This is a genomic window from Dactylosporangium sp. NPDC050688 (assembly GCF_040654515.1).
In the GTDB taxonomy this organism is placed as follows: domain Bacteria; phylum Actinomycetota; class Actinomycetes; order Mycobacteriales; family Micromonosporaceae; genus Dactylosporangium.
Window position 1 is genome coordinate 385,686 of the sequence record NZ_JBFAIC010000001.1, and the last position, 22,505, is coordinate 408,190.

Sequence of the window (22,505 nt, forward strand, 5' to 3'; positions counted from 1 at the left end):
GCCCCGTCCGAAATACAGAAGCTCAGCTGTACTTGCGCAGTTCCCGCTTGGCGAGGGACGCGCGGTGGACCTCGTCGGGGCCGTCGGCGAGGCGCAGGGTCCGGGCCTGGGACCACAGGGCGGCCAGGGGCGTGTCCTGGCTGACACCGGCCGCGCCGTGGGCCTGGATCGCCTTGTCGATCACCCACTCGGCCATCTGCGGCACCGCGATCTTGATCGCCTGGATCTCGGTGTGGGCGCCCTTGTTGCCGACGGTGTCCATGAGCCAGGCGGTCTTCAGTACCAGCAGCCGGGCCTGCTCGATGCGGACCCGGCTCTCGGCGATCCAGTCGCGCACGACGCCCTGCTCGGCGAGGGGACGGCCGAACGCGACCCGCTCGCTGACCCGCTCGCACATGAGCTGCAGCGCCCGCTCCGCCATGCCGATGAGCCGCATGCAGTGGTGGATGCGGCCGGGGCCGAGGCGGGCCTGCGCGATCGCGAACCCGGAGCCCTCGTCGGCGATGAGGTGGTCGGCGGGGACGCGGACGTCTTCGAACAGCACCTCGGCGTGGCCGCCGTGGGCCGCGTCGGTGTAGCCGAACACGTGTGTGCCGCGCTTGACGGTGACGCCGGGGGTGTCGCGGGGGACCAGAATCATGCTCTGCTGGCGGTGGCGTTCCGCGGCCGGGTCGGACTTGCCCATGACGATGAAGATCGCGCAGTTGGGGTTCATCGCGCCGGAGGACCACCACTTGCGGCCGTTGATGACGTACGCGTCGCCGTCGCGCTCGATGCGGGTGGCGATGTTCGTCGCGTCGGACGAGGCGACGTCGGGCTCCGTCATGCAGAACGCCGACCGGATCTGCCCCTCCAGCAGCGGCTTGAGCCAGCGGTCCTGCTGCTCCGGTGAGCCGAACCCGGCGAGGACCTCCATGTTGCCGGTGTCGGGTGCGGCACAGTTGAGCGCCTCCGGCGCCAGGTGCGGGCTGCGCCCGGTGATCTCGGCCAGGGGTGCGTACTGCAGGTTGGTGAGGCCGGCACCGAACCGGTCGTCGGGCAGGAACAGGTTCCACAGGCCGCGGTCGCGGGCCGACGCCTTCAGCTCCTCGATCACCGGTGGGCGGGCCCACGGGTCGTCGAGCCGCGCCAGCTCCTCCTCGAAGCGCGCCTCGGCCGGGTACACCTCCTCCTGCATGAAATCGGTGAGCTTCTCGTGCAGTTCGGCGGTGCGGGTGTCGAAGCGGAAGTCCATCAGCTCTCTCCGTTGATCGCTGCGAGACCCTGCGCGAGCAGGGGTGGGACCAGCGCGCCGATCTGGTCGAAGCCGGCGCCGACCGTCTGGCCGCTGGTGTAGCGGAAGTGGATGCCTTCCAAGATGACGGCGAGCTTGTAGCAGGCCATCGCGACGTACCAGTGCAGATCGTCCAGCGGCAGCGGGCTGCTCGCGGCGTAGCGCTCCAGCAGCGCGTCGCCGGTCGGGAAGCCGGCGTCGGCGCCCAGCCCGTCGGCGATCGGGTTGACGCCGATCTTCAACCGGTCCAGGACCGTCCAGTACGCCAGCAGCAGCCCGAGGTCGGTGAGCGGGTCGCCGAGCGTGGCCATCTCCCAGTCGAGCACCGCCGCGACGCGCATGGTCGCGGGGTCGACGATGAGGTTGTCGAGGCGGTAGTCGCCGTGCACGATCGCGGTCGCGGCCGAGGCGGGGATGCCGGCGGCGAGCCGGTCGCGCAGGGTCTCCGCGTCGGGCAGGTCCCGGCTCGTGGACTGCGCCAGCTGCTTCGACCAGCGCCGGACCTGCCGCTCCAGGAAGCCCTCGGGCCGGCCGAAGTCGGCCAGGCCGACCGCGGCGGGGTCGACGCGGTGCAGGCCGGCGAGGGTGTCCATCATCGCGAACGCCACCTCGCGGCGGGCCTGCTCGCCGAGCGGGTCGGTCTGCCGGCGGCTGCGCAGCACCACCCCCGGTACCCGGGACATCAGGTAGAACGGCGCGCCGATGACGCTGTCGTCCTCGCACAGCAGCAGCGCCTCCGGCACCGGCACCGCGGTGGGGCCGAGCGCGGAGATGATCCGGTGCTCGCGGGCCATGTCGTGCGCGGTGGCCAGGACATGGCCCAGCGGCGGGCGGCGCAGCACGAAGACCTCGTTGAGCACGTACGTCAGATTGGACCGGCCGCCGGCGATGAGCTCGGCGTGGAGGGGCTCGGCGACGAGGCCGGGGGCCTTGTCCCGCAGGTATGCCGCGAGGCGGGCGAGGTCGAGACCGGGCGGGGTGGTCATACGGCCAGTCCATGGGTGAGACGCGTTCTCTGTCAAGCATTGAGCGAGGTGTTTCACCGCCATTGTCCGTTTTCGCGGACTCAGCGCGGGACCCGGAGACGTTCCGGCATCGACACCGCGGCGAAACGGCGCGGAAATCCGGGGTCGCCAAGCTTGTTGGCAGTACCGGAGAGCAAGACGTACACCAACGGCGGCGTACAGGTCAGCCAAGGACGAACGGGAGGTCGATCTACATGCTGCTGAGGCTGCGAGTGGCGCTCCCCGACCGTCCCGGCTCACTCGGGCAGGTTGCCCGGACGCTGGGTGTGGTCGGTGCCGACATCGTTTCGGTCGTAGTGCTGGAGCGCGTCGGTGGCCGTGCGGTGGACGACCTTACCGTGGTATGGCCGGCTTCGGCCCCTGTCGACCGTGTTCTCACGGGTCTCGCGGCGATCCCAGGCGTTCGCGTGGACGGTGTGTGGCGCGGCACGGAGCTGTCGGAGCCGAGTAGTGGCCGCGAGGTCGCGCTCATCGGACAGGTGGCGGCAAACCCGCAGAACGGCCTGGCAACGGTCGTCGACGCGGCACCGGCACTGTTCGGCGCGGACTGGGCGGTCGCGATCCTGGTCGGATCGGACTGGGCGGGCGGCGGCGCGCGTGCACAGGCATGGACCGACACCTCGGTGATCTGCGCCAGCTGGCGCACTCCGGATGTCCCCCCTCAGGTGGACATCGCACCACTCCGACCCCGTGCGATCAGCGCTGCTGACGGCGTCCATCTCGCTGTCGCGCCTTTTCAGCGCGGAGGTCTGGTCCTTGTTGTCGCCCGCGGCGGGGCGGGCGGCGACGCTGGAGCACCACCCTTCCACGGCTCCGAAGTGGCAAGGCTGGCGCAGCTGGTCGGTGCAACCGCATCTGTGCTGGGGGAACGGCTGGCGGGGCCCGGCTTGGCGGAGCTGGGTGAAGCGGGCGGTTCCGTTGCCGGAACCCCCGCTCCCGCCGGCACAACTGCTTCCTGGGCGGCCTGACCGGCGCGGGTCCCGTGGACCCGCGGCCCGTCCCCCCCTGCTGCCCGGGCTGCGTCACAAGCAAGGAGCCCTCTGAAATGACCCTCTGGCGTATCCGGGCGACCGTCGACGACCGCCCCGGCTTCCTCTCCGTCCTGACCGCCAGCCTCGCGCTGCGCAAGGTCAACATCCTCTCCGTCCAGGTGCACACCACCGAGTCCGGCGCGGTCGACGACTTCCTGGTCGAGGCGCCCGACGAGCTGAGCGTCGCGGACCTCACCGAGGCCGTCCAGCGGGGCCGCGGGCGGGACGCGTGGATCGCCCAGGCCGACGTGCGGGGGCTCATCGACGAGCCGACCCGGGTGCTCGCCCTCGCGGCGAAGGTCCTGGACGGGACCGCGACCCTGGAGGAGGCGCTCGCATCGCTGCTCGGCGACTGTGACATCTCCTGGCGGGCGGACACGTCCACGGGTGCGGAGGGGTACACCGCGACCGGCATGCAGCTGCAGGACCCGGCCGGGGGCACGCTCTACGTGCGCCGCCCCGCGCCGGCGTTCACCCCGGCCGAGTACGCCCGGGCGCACGCCCTGGTCGGCCTCGCCCAGGTGGCGGGGAAGCGCAACACCGCGGCCTGAGAGCCTTCACAGCAGCGCCCGCGCTCATGGAGCGCGGGCGCTGCTTTTTTGTGCGGCTACATGTAGTCTGCCGACATGTTGGTTGGGTACATGTCGGGGGGCAACCTATGACCGCGCTCGACTCCGCACGGTGGCAGTTCGCCGTCACCGCGTCGATGCACTTCCTGTTCGTCGCGCTCACGCTCGGCCTGGTCTTCCACGTCGCCGCGACGCAGACGCGCTATGTGCGCACCCGCGATCCGGTGTACGCCAGGGCGGCCCGCTTCTGGGGCTCGCTGTACGCGATCAACTACGCCGTCGGCATCGCCACGGGCCTCGTCATGGAGTTCGAGATCGGGCTCAACTGGAGCGGGCTGTCCCGGCTCACCGGCGACGTGTTCGGCGCGCCGCTCGCCATGGAAACCCTCGTCGCGTTCGTGCTCGAGTCGACGCTGCTCGGCATGTGGCTCTTCGGCTGGGAGCGGCTCGACCGGCGGCTGCACCTGGCCCTGATCTGGGGCGTCGCGGCGACCGCGCTGCTGAGCGCGTTCTGGGTGATGGTCTCCAACGCGTTCCTGCAGCACCCCGTCGGCTACGTGCTCGACAGCGACGGCCGGGCGCGGCTCACCGGCTTCGGCGCGCTGCTGGGCAACAGCGCCCTGTGGTTCGCGCTGGCGCACGTCGTCTTCGCGGCGATGCTCACCGGCGGGATGTTCGTCGCCGGCGTCAGCGCCTGGCACCTGCGCCGCCGCCCCGGCGGCGAGCACGCCGAGCTGTTCCGGCGGTCGTTGCGCACCGGCCTGCACAACGCGCTGGCCGGCCTGTTCCTCACCATGGGCTTCGGCTATGCCCAGTTCGGCCCGCTCGACGAGAACCAGCCGACCAAGCTCGCCGGCGGTGACGACGCCGTCGCCCGGCAGGCCGAGATGGCCGCGAGGTACGGCCCCGGCGACTACATCCCGGACAGCATCGTCGGCGTCTCGCTCGGCATCATGATCATGGTGGCGAACCTGCTGTTCCTCATCCTGCTCGCCGCCCGGGTGCTCGCCATCCGCGACGTGCTCAGCACCCGGCGCTGGGCCCGGCCGATGCTGTGGCTGCTCACCGCGCTCATCCCGGTGCCGTTCCTCACCGCGATCGCCGGCTGGATCGTCCGCGAGGAGGGCCGCCAGCCGTGGGCGGTCTACGGGCTGCTCAAGACCGCCGACGCGGTGTCACCGATGAGCGACGGCGCGCTGCTGGCCTCCACGGCCGGGTTCACCACGCTCGTCGTGGGCCTCGCCGCCGTCGACTGGTGGCTGCTGGCCCGCAAGGCCAGACACGGCCCCGGCGACGAGTTCCTGCCCCAGCCCGAGCCGGCCCGCGAGGAGGTCTCCGTATGAGCGGTCCGGAGCGGAGCGGAGGAATGCGAATCAGCAGTTCAGGGTGGGGCTCAGGCCGGCGCCGGAGCGCAGCGGAGGTGGCGGCATGAGCGGGCCGCAGCGGAGCGGAGGGCTGCGAATCAGCAGTTCAGGGTGGGGCTCAGGCCGGCGCCGGAGCGCAGCGGAGGTGACGGCATGAGCACACTTTGGTACGGAATCCTGGGGTTGCTGTTCATGGCGTACTTCGCGTTCGGCGGGCTCGACCAGGGCGTCGCGCTCCTGCTGCCGCTGCACAGGGGCGACCCCGCGAAGCGGGCCGCGCTCAACGCCGTCGGCCCCCGGTTCCTCGGCAACGAGGTCTGGATCGTCGGCGCGGTCGGGGTGCTCGTCGCCGCCTTCCCGCGCCTGGAAGGGGAGCTGTTCGGTGCCGCGTACCCGGTGGTCGTCGCCGTCGTGCTCGGCCTCGTCGCCCTGAACGCCGGCGTGCAGCTGCGTGGCCGGGCGGCGCGACCTGGCGGGTTCGACGCGCTGATCACCGCCGGTGCCGCGGCGCTCGCCGTCGGCTGGGGACTCCTGCTCGGTGTCGTGCTGCACGGTGTACCGATGACCGCCGACGGACACGTGCACGGCTTTGCGCCCTTGGCGAGCCCCGCCGTGTGGCTCACCACGCTGGTCAACGTGGCGCTCGTCGTCGCCAACGGTGCCGCGTACCTCGCCTGGCGCGGCGACCCGGCGAACCGCCGCGTGCTGCGCCGGGCCGCACCCGCCGGCGCCGGGCTCGTCCTGCTCGCCGCGATCGTCTGGTACTGGCAGGACCCGCCCGGCATCCGCAACCCGATCCTGGCCACCACCCTGGCCGCGGCGACCGCCGGCGCACTGCTCGCCACCCGGTGGCTCATCGGCGGGCGGGCGTTCACCGCCACGCTTGTGGCGTGCGCCCTACCGGTGATCACGGTCGCCCTGGCCAGGTACCCCGGCGTGCTAGCGTCCACGATGGACCCGGGTGCGACGGTGACCGTCGACAGCGCGGCCGCCGGCGGGGACACCCTCCGGTTGCTCGCCATCGGCGCCGCGCCGCTGCTGCCGGTGCTGGCCGCCGCGCAGATCGCCTGCTGGTGGCTGTTCAGGCGGCGGGAGAGTCAGCCCACCCCTCTCTACTGGTAGGGCGCGCGGACGTTTCATGGACAGAAGACTGCTCCGGCTCGGGCCGGTCAGGCACTACGTGACGGTGCTGGCCGGCTCGGCGGTCCTGGCCGCGATCCTCGTCGTCGGGCAGGCCGTCAGCCTCGCCACGCTGCTGTCCGGCGCCGTCACCGGCACGGTCTCCGCCGGTGCCGCGCTCGCCTGCCTCGGGTTCGTGGTGCTGCGCGGCGTGCACGGCGCCGCCGCCACCGCCCTCGCCGGCCGGGCCACCGCCCAGGTCAAGGCGCACCTGCGGGTCGAGCTGCTCGACGCCGCCACCGCCCGCGGCCCCGGCTGGCTGGCCGGGCAGCGCGCCGGCGAGCTGGCCACCCTCGCCGGGCGCGGCGTCGACGGGCTCGACGGGTACCTCGCCTCGTACCTGCCGCAGGTCTTCCTCGCCGTCACCGTCCCCCTCGGCACGCTGGGCTGGCTCGCGGTCACCGACGCCAGGTCCGCCCTCGTCGTCGGCCTGACGCTGCCGCTCATCCCGATCTTCGGCGTGCTCGTCGGCAAGCAGACCGGCGCCCGCACCAAACGCCAGTGGCACCTGCTGCAGCGCCTCGGCGGGCACTTCCTCGACACCGTCACCGGCCTGCCGACGCTGCGCACGTTCGGCACCGAACGGGCCCAGGTCCGCCGGGTCCGGGCGATGGCGGAGGCGTACCGGGTCGCGACGATGCGCACGCTGCGCCTGGCGTTCCTGTCCGCGCTGGTGCTGGAGCTCGTGGCGACCGTGTCCGTGGCGCTCGTCGCCGTCCCCGTCGGCCTGCGGCTGCTCGACGGGCGGCTCACGCTGAGCGCCGCCCTGGTCGTGCTGCTGCTCGCCCCGGAGGCCTACCTGCCGCTGCGGGCGCTGGGCACCAAGTTCCACGCCAGCCAGGAAGGGCTCGCGGCGTCCGCGGAGATCTTCCGGGTCCTCGACGCGCCGCCGGTTTCGCCGGTACGCACATCGCCCCGCCTCCCCGACGCGGGCTTCGCCGGGCTCGCGTTCGACCGGGTCGAGGTGCGTTACGGCGACGTGGTGGCGCTGCGCGACCTCAGCCTCGACGTCGCGCCCGGCGACCGGGTCGCGCTCGTCGGCCCGAGCGGCGGCGGCAAGTCCACGATCCTCGCCCTCGTCCTGGGGTTCGTCACGCCGAGCGCGGGGCGGGTCCTCGTCGGCGGCGCCGACCTGGCCGGCCTCGACCTCGCCGCGTGGCGGGCCCGGCTGGCGTGGCTGCCGCAGCGGCCGCACCTGTTCGCCGGCAGCGTCACCGACAACATCCGCCTCGGCGCGCCGGACACGCCGCTGGACCGCGTCGTCGGGGCCGCCGTCGCTGCGGACGCCGACGCGTTCATCCGCGCCCTGCCCGACGGGTACGACACCGACCTTACCCACCGCGGCCTGTCCAGCGGCCAGCGGCAGCGGCTCGCCATGGCCCGGGCCTGGCTGCGCAGCGGCGCCACTGCTCCGGACGGCACTGCTGCTCCAGGCGGGGCGGCTGGCTCGCCGGGGGCGGACCTGTTGCTGCTCGACGAGCCGACCGCGCGGCTCGACCCGGCCAGCGAGGCGGCGGTGATCGCGGCCGCCGCCAGGCTCGCCGCGGACCGCACCGCCCTGCTCGTCGCGCACCGTCCCGCGCTGCTGTCGGTGGCGACCCGGGTCGTCGAGGTCAGGGACGGCGTCGCGGCGCCGCTCGCCGGGGCGGTGCCGGCGTGAGCGGCCCGGAGCGCAGCGGAGGAGCCGCGAACCATGGGCTCAGGTTCGGGTCGCGGCGGCGCCGGAGCGCAGCGGAGGTGCCGGCGCGCGGCCCGGAGCGCAGCGGAGGAGCGCTCAGTCTTGGCGCACGGCGGCGCCGGAGTGCGGAGGTGACGGCGTGACCGCCGTGACCGCTGTGCCGGCTGTGCGGCTCTTCGGGCCGGGCGCGCTGCTGCGCCTGGTCTTCGCCGGGCTCCTCGGCGTGCTCACCGAGGTCGCCGGGGTCGGCCTGGTCGGCACCGCCACCTGGATGATCGTCCGGGCCGCCGAGCAGCCACCCCTCGCCGCGCTGGCGGTGGCGATCGCGGCGGTGCGGGGGTTCGCGCTCGTCAAGGGCGGGCTCCGGTACGCCGAACGCCTCGCCGGCCACGACGCCGTCCTGCGGGTGCTCGCCGACCTGCGGACCCGGGCGTTCGACGCGCTCGCCCGGCCGGCGGCCGGGACCGCCGCCGTGCCGTCCGGCGACGTGCTCAGCCGGGTCGTGTCCGACGTCGACGGCGTGCAGGACGCGGTGCTGCGCGGCGCGCTGCCGGCCGGGGTCGCCGCCGTGGTCGGGCTCGCCGGGGTCACCGGCGTCGCGCTCGCCGACCCGGGCGCCGGGCTGGTCCTCCTCGCCGGCCTGCTGCTCGCCGGGGTCCTGCTGCCGTGGGCCGGGCACCGGCTCACCCCGCGGTCCGCGCCGGCCGCCCGGGGCGAGCTGACGAGCGCGACCGTCGACGTGGTGCACGGGGCGGCCGAGCTGGCCGCGTACGGTGCCCTGCCCGCCGCCCTCGCCGGCACCGCCGACCGCGCCCGGCGCCTGGCCGCCCTGGAGGCCCGGGCCGCGACGGTCGCCGCGGTCGTGGGTGGCGCGGCCGCGCTGGTGCCGGCGCTCGTCGCGGTGTGGATCGCGGTGCTCGCCGGCGGGCGCGCGGCGCCGGTGCTGGCGCTCGTCGCGCTCAGCGTCGGCGAGGTCGTGGTGCCCCTCGCGGCCGCCGCCGTCCGGCACGCCGAGCTGCGCGGCGGGCTGCGCCGGGTGCGTGCCCTCATCGCCACCGCGGGCGCCCCCGGCAGCGCCGACCCCTCCGATGACGGTCCGGCCGGTGAGCCCTTCGAGGGTCCGGTCGATCTCGTGCTGCGCGGCGTCACCGTCAGGTACCGCGACGACCTGCCGCCCGCGCTCACCGGCGTCGACCTCGCGCTGCCCGCGGGCAGCCGGGTCGCGGTCGTCGGGCCCAGCGGGTCCGGCAAGTCGACGCTGCTCGCCGCGGTCGCCGGTCGGGTACCCCTCGCCGCTGGCTCCGTCGACGGCATGCCCGCCGGCGTCGAGGCGTGGCGGGTCGCCGGGGGCGTGTTCGCCGACGCGCACGTGTTCCACACGACCGTCCGCGACAACCTGCTGGTCGGCCGCGCCGGTGCGCTCGCCGGCGACGCGCGGTTGCGGCGGGCACTCATGGACGCGGGCCTGCCGGAGTACGCCGACCGCCTGGACGACATCGTCGGCGAGGACGGCGCGAAGCTGTCCGGCGGCCAGCGGCAGCGGCTGCTGCTGGCGCGGGCGCTGCTCGCGGCGCCGCCCGTGCTGCTGCTGGACGAGCCGACCGAGGGCCTCGACCCGGCCGCCGCGGACGCCGTGCTCGACACCGCGCTGCGGGCCGCCGGGGCCCGGACCGTCGTCGTGGTCACGCACCGCGCGGCGCAGCTGAGCCGCTTCGACCGGATCGTCCGCGTCGAGGACGGCCGGGCGGGCATGACCGCGGCGGCAGGTTGACGGTGCGGGACCAGCGTGTGGGAACCTTGACGGGTGGACGGGGTCTCACACGGTTCCGGGCCGATCGACGTCTATGTCGACGGGCTCGCCGCCGCGCTGCGGGGGCCGCGCCGGCACCGGCACGACATGCTGACCGAGGCGCGTGACAGCCTTCTGGACGCGGCCGAGGCGTATGCCGACGCCGGCCACGACCCGCTCGACGCGCAGCGGCGCGCCGTCGCCGACTTCGGCGCGCACCGGCAGGTCGTCCCCGCGTACCAGGCGGAGCTCGCCATGCTGCAGGGCCGCCGCGTCTCGACCTGGATCGCCCTCGTCCTGCCGGTCATGACGTTGCTCGAGCCGCTCATGTGGTGGCGCACCTCGTGGAGCACCGACGACCGCGCCAGCCACGTCTACTGGGTGCTCGTCGACCATTTCCAGTACACGTCGTTCCTCGCCGCGGGGGCCGCCGGCCTCGCCGTCGTCGGGTTCGGCTGGGGCAGCCGTTTCCTGCGCGACGGCCTGCGGTACGCGCGGCTCGTCGGCCAGGCGGCCGTCGTCTTCCTCGGCATGCACGCCCTGCTCGGCGCCACCGTGTTCGCGCTGAGCCTGCACCAGTGGCCGGCCGCCGCGACCTGGCCCCCGGTCCTCATCGGCATGCTCGTCAACACGGCCGCGTTCGGCTACGCCGGCTGCCTCGCCGTGCGCTGCGTCGCCGCCGCCCGCACCCCGAGACCCCGCCCCGCCACCGTGTGACCGCCACCGTGTGACCGGCGCTGTGTGACCGGCGCCGGGCTGTGCCGACCAGCCGGCGCGGAGGGCAGCCGGCGGTCGCGGCGGGGGAGCGTCAGGCAGTCGCGGGCGGGGGGAGCAGCACCGCGCCGATCGTGGCGGTGAACTCCTGCCACGCCGAGCGCTCCTCGGCCAGGACCTTCCGGCCGGCGCTGGTCAGCCGGTATGTGCGGCGCTCCCGCCCGCCGACCGTCGACCAGGCGCTCTCCACGTAGCCGGCGCGCTCCAGGCGGCGCAGGGCCGGGTACACCGTGCCGGTGGGCAGGGCCAGCGAGCCACCGCTGCGCTCCTGCAGCGCCTCGATGATCGCGTAGCCGTGGCGGGGTTCGCCGTCCAGCACCGCGAGCAGGAGTGCGTCGAGATGCCCGCGCAGCGCGTCCGCCTTCATGTGTAGCGAGTCTACGGGTTCGCAGCTCACGGCGCCATGAGGGGGTTCGCGGCGCCGGGTTCGGGCGGCGAGGGTTTACCGGCGGTGCGCCTGGGAAGAGCGCTGTCGGGTGACCGGTGGTTGGAGCCCGGGAGTCGAGGAGCGGTATGAGGCGGCGGGTCGAGGCCACGCAGGACGTCGGGTCGTTGTGGCCCAACGGGCTGGGGGCCACGCTAGCGATCGCCTCGGGACGCGCCCTCGCATACCGCGGCGGCGTCGCCAGGCCGGTCGTCGCGGCTCCACAGTGGACGATGGACCGGGCCGGCCGGGTCGGCGCGGACAGGGGCGGCGCCGGCCGGCACGCCCGGCGGGAGCTGGACGCCGAGGACGTCGCCGCCTGGCTCGTCGGTCAGCTGCCCGACGGCGGCTACGGCGGCCTGGTCCTCGGCTCGCCGCACGGCGCCGCGGTCCACCTCGCGATGGCCCTCGGCGTGCCGTGGCTGCCGGTCGCGTTCGAGGTGCCGACCCCCGAGGTCGCCGACGGTGAGCGCCCCGCGGCCGACGGTGAGCGCCTCGCCCGTGACATCCTCGCCGACAACCCTGACGTCGGAGTGCGGCAGGTGTACGACCCGGTGTGGCGCGGCTGGTCCGGCCCGGCGACCGCGTACGCCGTCGTCCGGTGGCGGCGGCTGCCGGCCGCGTACCGCCGGTTCATCGCCGAACGGCTGCACCCGGACGCGCCGGTCGTCGTCGTGCGCGACGTCAGCCGCTGGCAGACGTCCCCCGGCGAGGACGGCTACTGCTTCCAGCTCGGCAGCCGCGCCAGCGGCCTCGGCCCCGGCGACTACCGCGACGAACGGTCGCTGCGCGGGCGGGCACCCCGCGAGGACAGCGACGGCGAGCGGGCCGTCGACCGGGCGCTCGTCGAGGACCTGCGCCGGTACTGCTCCGCCCACGGCCACCCGGTCCGCCAGGTCCTCTACCGGCACCCGGACGTGCTCAGCGGGGCCGTCGCCGACCTGTACCGGCAATGGCTGCGGGCCTGTGACCGCACCGGCGGCCGGCTCGTCGTGGAGTGCGGCCGCCTCCTCGACCCGTGGCACGTGCTGCGGGCCGGGCTCGTGCCGTACTGGTGCGAACACCCGCTGCGCTCTGCGGTGCGGTCGCTGTCGTGGTGGCTGGCGGGCAGCGAGCCGTTCACGTCCGTCGACGTGTTCGCCGAGCCGCCCGGGATGCCGCTGCCGACGGTCGCGCACCTGGCGGAGTGGCAGGCGGTCGCCGGGTTCGCGACCCGGCACGGGCTCGTCGACCGGCGCTGCGCCCGGGCCTACCCCACGGGGGTCGTCCCCGGGCACCACGCCACGCAGGTGCTGCGGATGCACCCGTACGACCTGCCGTACCTGCCGTTCCTGGAGGTGCCGGCAGCCCTGTCGACCCTGACGCACAGCGCGCAGACCGACGGGCTGCTCGTCATCTGACGCGGCTCAGGGGGTGTCCTCGGACTTCTCCTTGTTCTTCTGCACCTTGCTGATCACGTCGTGGAGCGGTTTCGTGCCGCTGCCGACCACGATGCCGGTGACGATCGCGTCGATCCAGACCGGGATGCCGTCCCAGTTCTCCCCGGCGATGGAGTGCAGCAGGTACAGGCCGCCGGCCGACGACGCGACGGTCGCCACGGCAGTCGCGATGCCCCACGAGACGAGGCCGCGGCTGGCCCGCCCCTTCTCCAGCATCGACTTGGCGTGCGCGACCTGGATCAGGTCGTCGAGGGTGGCGTCATGGTACTTGTTGGCGAGGTTGGCCACCGCCGCCTCCAGCTCGCCGCGGGCGTGCTTGCCGGGCAGGAACCGGGCGAACGGCTCCAGGATCCGCTCGATCGCGGTCGCGAACGCGAACAGCACCGCGAAGAACGTCGTCGCGTCCGGCAGGTGGATCGCCTGCGCGTTGATCTTGTAGTGCCACAGCGCCCAGGACCCGGCGCCACCGGCGGCGACCAGGGCGAACGCCGACACCAGCGACAGCACCGACGCGGGCTGCGGCGGGACGGCCGCGGCCTCGCCGCCGGGCATCGGCTCCGCCGGGCCGGCCGCCGCGATCGCGATCCCGACCTCTTCCCCGGCCGCCTCCGCGCCGGGCGCGGCGCCGGCGTCCGCCGTGGCCTCGGCGCTCGCCGAGCGGGTCGAGGCGCCGGGCTGGAAGGGGCCGGTCTGCACGGGGCCGGGTTGGGCGGGAGCGGGTTGGGCGGGCACGTGGGCCCGGCCGATCGCGGGGGCGTCGGCGGGCGTCACCGAGGCGGCCGCGACGACACGGTTGGAGTGGGGGCCGAGCACGTTCGTGCGACGGACGAGAGCCATGGGCGAGACGGTAGCGGTGCGTCGATCCCCGCGCGAGATCCGATTTCCGTCACTCCGGGCGGCCCCGGCCAGGCTTGACGGGATGATCGCGGCCATCGCGAGCGCGGCGATGATCGCGTCGCCGGCGACCGGTGCGCGCAGGCCCAGGTCGGCGAGGTCGACGCCGTCGGTCCACCCGACGGCGACCGCGGCCACCGCCAGCATCACCGAGACGCGGGTGGCGCCGTGGTACAGCCGGAGCCTGCCGCCCGGGGTCGCGACCAGCCGGTCACGGGCGGCGCGAGCCTTCGCCGTCGACCCGTGCAGGGCGGCGGCGACGCTCGTCACCAGGATGAGCAGGGTCAGCGCGGCGCCGGCGACGTCGAAGCGCGGATCGGTCCATTCGAACGCGCCGTCATGATCCGGCCTCCGCCGCCGCGCTGTCTGCCCCGCCGCCGTCCGCGCCCACGACATCCGCCGCGGCGGTGCCCGCCACGGTGTCCGCCGCGGCGGTGTCCAGCGCGGCGGTGTCCGCCCCGGCGGTGGCCGCGCCCGCGGTGTCCGCCGCGGCGGGGCGCTGATCGTGGCGGGCGAGCAGTGCCGGGACGAACAGCAGCGACACCAGGTCGACGGTGGCGTGCAGGGCGATCGGGACGATGAGGTTGCCGGTCAGCGCGTACAGGGTGGTGAACACGACCGCGGCCCCGGTCGTCACGACCATCCCGCGCACGCCCTGGTAGCGGTGGCCGAGGCCGAACAGTCCCGCGGACAGCAGGGCCGCCGCCCATGGGGGCAGGCCCAGGGCCGTACCGGCGGCGATGAACAGACCCCGGAAGACGATCTCCTCGCCGGCCCCGGCGGCGAGGGCCCCGACGGCCGCCCAGCGGCGCTCGGCCGGTGTCGCGGGGCGCAGGAACGCCAACGGGTCGTCGGCGGGGTCGATCGCGCCGGCGCGGATCGTGAGCAGCGCCGCGGTCGCGGCGGCCGCGGCCGGTAACCCCAGCGCGATCAGGACGTCACCGACGGTGATCGGGCGCAGCCCCAGGTCGGCGAGGTCGAGGTCGGGGCCGACGAGGACGGCCTCCAGGGCGATGAGGGCGGCGAGGGTGTTCGTCGCCGCGGACCGCCGGAACGCCGCGGCCAGTCCGCGGGTGCGGATCCGCGAGCGCATCCGGTCCGGCGACGCGCGCACGACGCTGGCGGTGAGCACGAGCACGACCAGCGCCGTGAGGACGACCTCGGTGGCGTGGAACGTCGGGTCGATCCAGGCGAGCACGGCAGCAATCCTGGACCAGCGAAGGGGCCGCTGTCAGCCCACCGTTGCGGTGGAACCGGCAGCGGCCCTTCGGGCTGCTGGTCGTGCGTTGGCCGGCCTTCGTCAGGCGGACGGCGAGACGGAGGCCGAGGCACTCGGCTGCGCGCTCGGGTCCGCGGCCGGCAGGGTCGGCGGCGGGAGGGCGCTGCCCTTGACGTACTCCTCCCAGGGCTTGTCCCAGTCGGTCCAGCCGTTGCCCCAGGCCAGCTTGCGCGGCGTGCCCTTGACGATGTGCACGTCGCCGATCCTCGTCAGGTCGAACAGGAACTTCGCGTTCTTCTGCGAGACGTTGGTGCAGCCGTGCGAGACGTTGCGCTTGCCCTGGTCGCCCTCGGACCAGGGGGCCGCGTGGATGTACTCGCCACCGCTGGTGGTGCGCTGCGTCAGGTACACCGTCTCGCGGTACGGGTCGGACGGGTCGGTCGACACGAACAGCTCGGACTGCTGCTTGTCCATGATGACCATGTGGCCGCTGGAGCTCGGCGTCTTGGCCTTGCCCAGGCTGACCGGGATGGTCTTGATGACCTCGCCGTTCTTCTCCACCGTCATCTGGTGGGTCTTGTCGTCGGTCGTCATGATGATCTTGTCACCGATGGTGAAGTTCGTCGTGACGTCCCTGGTGCCCCAGCCGGTCTTCGTCAGCTGCAGGCCACCCGTCGCCAGCCGGACGCTGACCTTCGTGCCGGTCTGCCAGTACTCCTTCGGGCGGAAGTGCACCTCGCCGCCGTTGAACCAGTACCAGGTGCCGATCTGCGGCGGCGTGCTGGTGACCAGCAGCCGCTTCTCGACGCTCGCCCGCAGCTCCGTGGGGACGCTGGAGCCGAAGCGCACGACGATCGGGATGGCCACGCCGTAGACCTTGTTGTCGGACAGGGCCGTCGAGACGTTGACCGTCTTGCCGGGCTTCGCCATGGTCGTGAACGTGATCTTCTTGCCGGCGCTGTCGCCGGCCGAGGTCACCGTTGCGGTGTACTGCGTGCCGTATTTGAGCTGCTTCCCCGGGATCCAGGTGGTGCCGTCCGAGCGGAGGGCGCCGTCGACCGTGGCGCCGGACGCGTCCGTCAGCGTGACCGACGCGTTCGCGCCGGGCGCCGCCTGCAGGGCGAGTTCGGTGGCGGTCGAGACGCCGGTCGCACCGTCGGCCGGCGCGGTCAGGGTCGCGGTTGGCTGCGCGGCGGACGCGGAAGCCGAGGGGCCGCCGGCACTGCCGCTGTTGCTCCATTTGGGCTTTTCGTCAGCACTGCAAGCAGAGAGGGCGATCAGACCCGCCAGAGCGGTGATCGTGGCCAGTGCGCGTGCGGAGACTCCCATGTCCACACCTCCTTCGTTGGGCTAGAGCATGCACCGGTTGTGACACCGGTGTATCCCAGGTTTGTGCCAGTCGGTTCAACGCCTGAGCGATCTCGTCGCTGAACTGGTGGCGGGCGATCTTGCCAGGCATCATCGTAAGAAGTAGCGGCTGGCATGAGCCATCCGTCCCTTGGACGTGTTCCAGACTGCCGGAGGTTGCGTCCCGATTCGGTAACGGACCGTCGCGGACCCGCCCGGCCGCGGCCGTCAAACTCCCACATGCGGTCCCACCTGCGAGCTCGTGGGATTTGTCACGATCTCATGCTGTATCTCGCACCGAGGTGGAGACGGTACGTTGGTCGGCAACATGCGTGACGGGCTGCGGACCACACATGAGGATTCCGCCTCAATCTTCGCGTACACTGGCAAGACTGCTCCGCAAGCTGTTTCCAGGGCCGACGTTGTCCCGACTCGCAATCGATGACGTCAGGAGGCCCGATGGGTTACCCGGGACCGCAGCCGCAGGGCCTTTACCACCCTGCTTTTGAGCATGACGCCTGCGGGGTCGCGTTCGTGGCGGACATCCACGGCCGGCGGTCCCATGACGTCGTCGCCAAGGGGCTGTCAGCGCTGCAGCGCATGGACCACCGGGGCGCCCGCGGCGCCGAGCCCAACACCGGCGACGGGGCCGGCATCATGATCCAGATCCCGGACGCGTTCCTGCGCGAGGCGTCCGGCGTGCAGGATCTGCCCGAGGCGGGCTCCTACGCGACGGGTCTGGCGTTCCTGCCCAACGACGACGAGGCGGCCCAGCGCGCGATGCGCGTGCTGGAGAAGTACGCGCTCGTCGAGGGCGCCCACGTGCTGGGCTGGCGCGACGTGCCGACCGACCCGACCGACCTCGGCGCGACCGCGCTCACCGCGATGCCGCGCATCCGCCAGGTCTTCATCGCCGCGGAGAAGCTCGGCTCGCCCGGCAGCGTGCTGTCCGGCCTGGACCTGGACCGGGTCGTCTACTGCGTGCGCAAGCAGGCCGAGCGGGAGACCCGCGAGCGGGGCATCCAGCTGTACCTGCCGTCGCTGTCCTCGCGCACCATCACGTACAAGGGCATGCTCACCCCGGACCAGGTCGTGTCGTTCTTCCCCGACCTGTCCGACGAGCGCGTCACCTCGGCGATCGCCCTGGTCCACTCGCGCTTCTCGACGAACACGTTCCCGTCGTGGGAGCTGTCGCACCCGTACCGGCTGATCGCGCACAACGGCGAGATCAACACCATCCGGGGCAACCGCAACTGGATGGCGGCCCGCGAGGCGCTGCTGGCCACGGAGAACCTGCCGGGCAACATCCGCCGGCTGTTCCCGATCTGCACGCCGGAGGCCTCCGACTCGGCCAACTTCGACGAGGTCCTCGAGCTGCTGCACCTGTCCGGGCGCAGCCTGCCGCACGCGGTGCTCATGATGATCCCGGAGGCCTGGGAGAACGACCCGCGCATGGACCCGCTGCGCAAGGCGTTCTACCGCTTCCACGCCTGCCTGATGGAGCCGTGGGACGGCCCGGCCAGCGTCGCCTTCACCGACGGCACCGTCGTCGGCGCGGTCCTGGACCGCAACGGGCTGCGTCCCGGCCGCTGGTGGCAGACCGCCGACGGGCTGATCGTGCTGGCCAGCGAGGCCGGCGTGCTCGACCTCGACCCGGCGACGATCGTGGCGAAGGGCCGCTCGGCCCCCGGCAAGATGCTGCTCGTCGACACCGCCGCCGGCCGCATCCGCACCGACGACGAGATCAAGTCCGAGCTGGCGCAGGCCGAGCCCTACGGGGACTGGCTGCACGCCGGCCTCATGGACCTCGACCAGCTGCCCGAGCGCGAGCACGTCGTCTACACGCACGACTCCGTGCAGCGCCGCCAGCAGACCTTCGGCTACACCGAGGAGGAGCTCAAGATCCTCATCGGGCCGATGGCGCGGACCGGCGCCGAGCCGCTGGGGTCCATGGGCACCGACACGCCCGTCGCCGTGCTCTCGACCCGGCCGCGGCTCATGTACGACTACTTCACCCAGCTCTTCGCGCAGGTGACCAACCCGCCGCTGGACGCCATCCGCGAGGAGATCGTCACCAGCGTCGGGGCCACCATCGGCCCCGAGGGCAACCTGCTCAAGCCAGGCCCCGCGTCCTGCCGGCAGATCGCCCTGCCGTACCCGGTCATCGACAACGACGACCTCGCCAAGCTGCTGCACATCGACGACGACGGCGACCTGCCCGGCTTCAAGGCCGTCCGGGTCTCCGGCCTGTACCCGATCCGCGACGGCGCGACCGGTCTCAAGCGCCGCCTCGTGGAGATCATGCGCGGGGTGTCCGAGGCGATCGAGGACGGCGTGCGCGTGCTCGTGCTGTCCGACCGCGACTCGACCGTCGACCTGGCGCCGATCCCGTCGCTGCTGCTCACCGCCGCCGTGCACCAGCACCTCGTGCGCGAGCAGACCCGCACCCAGGTGTCGCTGGTCGTGGAGTCCGGCGACTGCCGCGAGGTGCACCACGTCGCGCTGCTGTCCGGCTTCGGCGCGTCCGCGGTCAACCCGTACCTGGCCTTCGAGAGCGCCGAGGACCTCATCGCGACCGGCGCGCTGCCCGGCCTCGACCCGGAGAAGGCGGTCCACAACTACGTCAAGGCGCTCGGCAAGGGCGTCCTGAAGATCATGTCGAAGATGGGCATCTCCACCGTCAGCTCGTACTGCGGTGCCCAGGTCTTCGAGGCCGTCGGCCTGGACCCGCGCCTGGTCGAGCGGTACTTCACCGGCACGCCCAGCAAGATCGGCGGCATCGGCCTGGCCGAGATCCACGCCGAGATCGCCGCCCGGCACGCGCGGGCCTACCCGGCCAACGAGGCGGAGGCGGCGCACCGGCGGCTCGAGGTCGGCGGCGAGTACCAGTGGCGCCGCGAGGGCGAGCTGCACCTGTTCAACCCCGAGACCGTGTTCCTGCTGCAGCACGCGACCCGGTCCCGGCAGTACGACGTCTTCCGCCGGTACACGGCGAAGGTCGACGAGCTCGCCGGGCAGGCCGGCTCGCTGCGCGGCCTGTTCGAGCTGCGCACCGGGGTCCGCCCCGCCGTGCCGCTCGACGAGGTCGAGCCGGCCACCGAGATCGTCAAGCGGTTCGCGACCGGCGCCATGTCCTACGGCTCCATCTCCATGGAGGCGCACGAGACCCTCGCGATCGCGATGAACCGCATCGGCGGCAAGTCCAACACCGGCGAGGGCGGCGAGGACCCGGAGCGGCTGCACGACCCGCGCCGGCGCTCCGCCATCAAGCAGATCGCCAGCGGCCGCTTCGGTGTCACCACCGAGTACCTGGTCAACGCCGACGACCTGCAGATCAAGATGGCCCAGGGAGCCAAGCCCGGCGAGGGCGGCCAGCTGCCCGGCAACAAGGTGTGGCCGTGGATCGCCAAGACCCGCCACGCCACCCCCGGCGTCGGGCTCATCTCGCCGCCGCCGCACCACGACATCTACTCCATCGAGGACCTCGCCCAGCTGGTCTTCGACCTCAAGAACGTCAACCCGGCGGCCCGCGTCCACGTGAAGCTGGTCTCCGAGGTCGGGGTCGGCACCGTCGCCGCCGGTGTGGCCAAGACGAAGGCCGACGTCATCCTGATCTCCGGGCACGACGGCGGCACCGGCGCCTCGCCGCTCAACTCGCTCAAGCACGCCGGCACGCCGTGGGAGCTCGGCCTCGCCGAGACCCAGCAGACGCTGCTGCTGTCCGGCCTGCGCGACCGGGTCAGCGTCCAGGTCGACGGCCAGCTCAAGACCGGCCGGGACGTCATCATCGCGGCGCTGCTCGGCGCCGAGGAGTTCGGCTTCGCGACCTCGCCGCTCATCGTGTCGGGCTGCATCATGATGCGCGTCTGCCACCTCGACACGTGCCCGGTCGGCATCGCCACCCAGAACCCGGCGCTGCGCAAGAAGTTCACCGGCAAGCCCGAGTTCGTCGAGAACTTCTTCTGGTTCCTCGCCGAGGAGGTCCGCGGATACCTGGCCGAGCTGGGCTTCCGCACGCTGGACGAGATGATCGGCCACACGGAGCTGCTCGACGTGCGTCCGGCCGTCGATCACTGGAAGGCCGGCGGGCTCGACCTGACCCCGCTGCTGCACGTTCCTCCCCTCGCCGACGACGCCGCGCGGCGCCAGACCACCAAGCAGGACCACCGCCTGGAGCGGTCGCTGGACAACCAGCTCATCGCGGCGGTCACGCCGGCCCTCGACGAGGGCAACCCGATCAAGCTGGAGATCGCCGTCCGCAACGAGCACCGCTCCGTCGGAGCGATGCTCGGCGGCGAGATTGTGCGCCGGGTCGGCGGTGCGGGCCTCCCCGACGACACCGTGGACGTTACGTTGCGCGGCACCGCCGGGCAGTCCTTCGGCGCGTGGGTCCCTCACGGTGTCACCCTCCGCCTGCTCGGCGACGCCAACGACTACGTCGGCAAGGGCCTGTCCGGCGGGCGGCTCGTCGTGCGCCCCGACCCGACCGCCCCGTTCGCGGCCGAGGAGCAGATCATCGGCGGCAACACCGCCCTGTACGGCGCCACCGGCGGTGCGCTGTTCATGCGCGGCAAGGCCGGCGAGCGGTTCGCCGTGCGCAACTCCGGGGCCGTCGCGGTCGTCGAGGGCGTCGGTGACCACGGCTGCGAGTACATGACCGGCGGCACCGTGGTCGTGCTCGGCCCGACCGGGCGGAACTTCGCCGCCGGCATGTCCGGTGGCGTCGCGTACGTCTGGAACCTCGACCGTTCGCTGGTCAACGCCGAGCTGGTGGACCTGGAGCCGGTCACCGACACCGCTGTGCTGCGGTCGCTGGTGCGCACGCACCTGGAGGAGACGGGCTCCGCCGTGGCGTCGCGGATCCTGGACAACTGGGACGAATCTGTCACCCAGTTCACCGCCGTCGTGCCGCGCGACTACAAGCGCGTCATGGAGGCCAAGCGGGCCGCCGAGGCTGCCGGCCGCGATGTTGATGCGGCTGTCATGGAGGTGGCACGTGCCTGACCCGAACGGTTTCCTGCGCTACGAGCGGCGACTGCCGGCCCGGCGCCCCGTCCCGGTCCGGCTGCGCGACTGGCGCGAGGTGTACCCGTCCGCGTCCGACGAACTGATCACCGAGCAGGCCAGCCGCTGCATGGACTGCGGCATCCCCTTCTGTCACGACGGCTGCCCGCTCGGCAACCGCATCCCCGACTGGAACGACCTGGTCCGCACCGGCAACTGGGACTTCGCGATCGAGGCCCTGCACGCGACCAACAACTTCCCGGAGTTCACCGGGCGGCTGTGCCCCGCGCCGTGCGAGGCCGCGTGCGTGCTGTCGATCGCCGGCGGCCAGCCCGTCACGATCAAGCAGATCGAGGTCGAGATCATCAACCGGGCCGTCGCCGCCGGACGGGTCACCCCCCGCCCGGCGCCCGAGCGGTCCGGCAAGAGCGTCGGCGTCGTCGGCTCCGGCCCCGCCGGGCTCGCCGCCGCGCAGCAACTCGCCCGGGCCGGGCACGACGTCGTGGTGTACGAGCGCGACGACGCCCTCGGCGGCCTCCTGCGGTACGGCATTCCCGACTTCAAACTTGAGAAGGGCCACATCGACCTGCGGCTGGACCAGCTGCGGGCCGAGGGGGTCCGTTTCCAGACCGGTGTCAACGTGGGCATCACCGTCTCCGTCGACGACCTGCGGGCCCGCCACGACGCGCTGCTGCTGGCCTGCGGCGCGCTGCAGGGCCGGGACACGCCCGAGACCCCGGGGCGCTCGCTCGCCGGCGTACACCTGGCGATGGAGCACCTCGTCGAGTCCAACCGGGTCGTCGCCGGCCGGGTCCCCGCCGCCTCCATCTCCGCCGCCGGCAAGAACGTGATCATCATCGGCGGCGGCGACACGGCGGCCGACTGCCTCGGCGTCGCGCACCGCCAGGGCGCCAGGTCGGTGCTGCAGCTCGACCAGTACCCGGTGCCCCCGGCCGAGCGCGACGAGTCCCGCGACCCGTGGCCGACCTGGCCGTGGATCCTGCGCAACTACCCCGCGCACGAGGAGGGCGGCGAGCGCGCCTTCGCCGTCGCCGTCACCGCCTTCGAGGGCAACGACGACGGCGACCTCACCGGGGTCCGCATCGCCGAGGTCCAGGTGTCCAGGGTGGATGGCCGGCGGGTCGTCACCGAGGTGCCCGGCACCGAGCGGCTCTACCCGGCCGACCTGGTCCTGCTCGCCATCGGCTTCGAGGGCACCGAACCCGGCCCGCTGCTCAACAACCTCGGCCTCACCCGCAACCGCCGCGGCGGCATCGACAGCGGGCCCGACTGGCAGACCTCCGCGCCGGGCGTCTTCGTCGCCGGCGACATGCACCGCGGCGCGTCGCTCATCGTCTGGGCGATCGCCGAGGGCCGCTCGGCGGCCGCCTCGATCCATGCGTACCTGGGCGGCGACGGCACGCTGCCCGCGCCGGTCGAGCCGTCGGCGGTCGCGCTGTCCGCCTAGGGTTGCGAATCGGGAGCGGCTCTCATGT

At 73.3% G+C, this 22,505-nt stretch carries 16 protein-coding genes; 10 read left to right on the forward strand and 6 right to left on the reverse strand.

Translation table 11 applies throughout. The annotated features are described in order from the left end of the window. Positions 1 to 22 precede the first annotated feature (22 nt). The gene (locus AB0H83_RS01845; protein WP_360085200.1) at positions 23 to 1,234 is read right to left on the reverse strand and encodes an acyl-CoA dehydrogenase family protein; all 1,212 of its coding nucleotides are present in this window, start codon (positions 1,232 to 1,234) and stop codon (positions 23 to 25) included. Continuing rightward, a complete protein-coding gene (locus AB0H83_RS01850; RefSeq protein ID WP_360085203.1) occupies positions 1,234 to 2,259 on the reverse strand; it encodes a phosphotransferase family protein in 1,026 nt (341 codons plus the stop codon). Before AB0H83_RS01850 ends, AB0H83_RS01845 begins: the two co-directional genes overlap by 1 nt. 233 nt (positions 2,260 to 2,492) lie before the next feature. Here AB0H83_RS01850 and AB0H83_RS01855 point away from each other — a divergent pair, with 233 nt between their 5' ends. The 7 genes from AB0H83_RS01855 to AB0H83_RS01885 all read left to right on the forward strand — a co-directional run bounded on the left by AB0H83_RS01855 (position 2,493) and on the right by AB0H83_RS01885 (position 10,625). Then, positions 2,493 to 3,266 carry an amino acid-binding protein gene (locus AB0H83_RS01855; protein ID WP_360085206.1) on the forward strand — a complete coding sequence of 258 codons (774 nt, stop codon included), beginning with the start codon at positions 2,493 to 2,495 and terminating at the stop codon, positions 3,264 to 3,266. Positions 3,267 to 3,343: 77 nt separating this feature from the next. After that, positions 3,344 to 3,880 carry an ACT domain-containing protein gene (locus AB0H83_RS01860; protein WP_360085209.1) on the forward strand — a complete coding sequence of 179 codons (537 nt, stop codon included), beginning with the start codon at positions 3,344 to 3,346 and terminating at the stop codon, positions 3,878 to 3,880. A 107-nt stretch (positions 3,881 to 3,987) separates the two neighbouring features. Continuing rightward, positions 3,988 to 5,241: a cytochrome ubiquinol oxidase subunit I gene (locus tag AB0H83_RS01865; RefSeq protein ID WP_360085212.1), complete on the forward strand. Its 1,254-nt coding sequence runs from the start codon at positions 3,988 to 3,990 to the stop codon at positions 5,239 to 5,241. 174 nt (positions 5,242 to 5,415) lie between these two features. After that, the gene (locus AB0H83_RS01870) at positions 5,416 to 6,384 is read left to right on the forward strand and encodes a cytochrome d ubiquinol oxidase subunit II (RefSeq protein WP_360085215.1); all 969 of its coding nucleotides are present in this window, start codon (positions 5,416 to 5,418) and stop codon (positions 6,382 to 6,384) included. Between the two features lie 16 nt (positions 6,385 to 6,400). Next, a complete protein-coding gene (gene cydD / locus AB0H83_RS01875; RefSeq protein ID WP_360085218.1) occupies positions 6,401 to 8,101 on the forward strand; it encodes a thiol reductant ABC exporter subunit CydD in 1,701 nt (566 codons plus the stop codon). Positions 8,102 to 8,258: 157 nt separating this feature from the next. After that, positions 8,259 to 9,890, forward strand: a complete 1,632-nt coding sequence (gene cydC / locus AB0H83_RS01880; protein WP_360085221.1) for a thiol reductant ABC exporter subunit CydC — start codon at positions 8,259 to 8,261, stop codon at positions 9,888 to 9,890. A gap of 33 nt (positions 9,891 to 9,923) precedes the next feature. Continuing rightward, entirely contained in the window at positions 9,924 to 10,625 is a 702-nt protein-coding gene (locus AB0H83_RS01885) for a permease prefix domain 1-containing protein (RefSeq protein ID WP_360085223.1), read from the forward strand. Between the two features lie 91 nt (positions 10,626 to 10,716). Here AB0H83_RS01885 and AB0H83_RS01890 read toward each other — a convergent pair whose 3' ends face one another. Beyond that, positions 10,717 to 11,049 carry a helix-turn-helix transcriptional regulator gene (locus tag AB0H83_RS01890; protein WP_344503111.1) on the reverse strand — a complete coding sequence of 111 codons (333 nt, stop codon included), beginning with the start codon at positions 11,047 to 11,049 and terminating at the stop codon, positions 10,717 to 10,719. A gap of 146 nt (positions 11,050 to 11,195) precedes the next feature. Between AB0H83_RS01890 and AB0H83_RS01895 the strand changes: the two genes are divergently transcribed. Next, the gene (locus tag AB0H83_RS01895; protein ID WP_360085227.1) at positions 11,196 to 12,506 is read left to right on the forward strand and encodes a hypothetical protein; all 1,311 of its coding nucleotides are present in this window, start codon (positions 11,196 to 11,198) and stop codon (positions 12,504 to 12,506) included. Positions 12,507 to 12,512: 6 nt separating this feature from the next. Here the strand turns inward: AB0H83_RS01895 and AB0H83_RS01900 are convergent, their stop codons facing one another. The 3 genes from AB0H83_RS01900 to AB0H83_RS01910 all read right to left on the reverse strand — a co-directional run bounded on the left by AB0H83_RS01900 (position 12,513) and on the right by AB0H83_RS01910 (position 15,987). After that, the gene (locus tag AB0H83_RS01900) at positions 12,513 to 13,835 is read right to left on the reverse strand and encodes a hypothetical protein (RefSeq protein ID WP_360085230.1); all 1,323 of its coding nucleotides are present in this window, start codon (positions 13,833 to 13,835) and stop codon (positions 12,513 to 12,515) included. Continuing rightward, positions 13,777 to 14,637, reverse strand: coding sequence for a CPBP family intramembrane glutamic endopeptidase (locus tag AB0H83_RS01905; protein ID WP_360085233.1), 861 nt, complete (start codon positions 14,635 to 14,637; stop codon positions 13,777 to 13,779). The genes AB0H83_RS01900 and AB0H83_RS01905 overlap by 59 nt, the downstream gene beginning before the upstream one ends. A gap of 102 nt (positions 14,638 to 14,739) precedes the next feature. Next, positions 14,740 to 15,987 (reverse strand): Ig-like domain-containing protein, encoded by a 1,248-nt coding sequence (locus tag AB0H83_RS01910; RefSeq protein ID WP_360085236.1) that lies wholly within the window; start codon positions 15,985 to 15,987, stop codon positions 14,740 to 14,742. A 477-nt stretch (positions 15,988 to 16,464) separates the two neighbouring features. Between AB0H83_RS01910 and gltB the strand changes: the two genes are divergently transcribed. Both gltB and AB0H83_RS01920 read left to right on the forward strand, forming a co-directional pair. Beyond that, a complete protein-coding gene (gene gltB, locus AB0H83_RS01915) occupies positions 16,465 to 21,009 on the forward strand; it encodes a glutamate synthase large subunit (RefSeq protein WP_360085239.1) in 4,545 nt (1,514 codons plus the stop codon). Next, the gene (locus AB0H83_RS01920) at positions 21,002 to 22,477 is read left to right on the forward strand and encodes a glutamate synthase subunit beta (RefSeq protein WP_360085242.1); all 1,476 of its coding nucleotides are present in this window, start codon (positions 21,002 to 21,004) and stop codon (positions 22,475 to 22,477) included. Before gltB ends, AB0H83_RS01920 begins: the two co-directional genes overlap by 8 nt. Positions 22,478 to 22,505 lie beyond the last annotated feature (28 nt).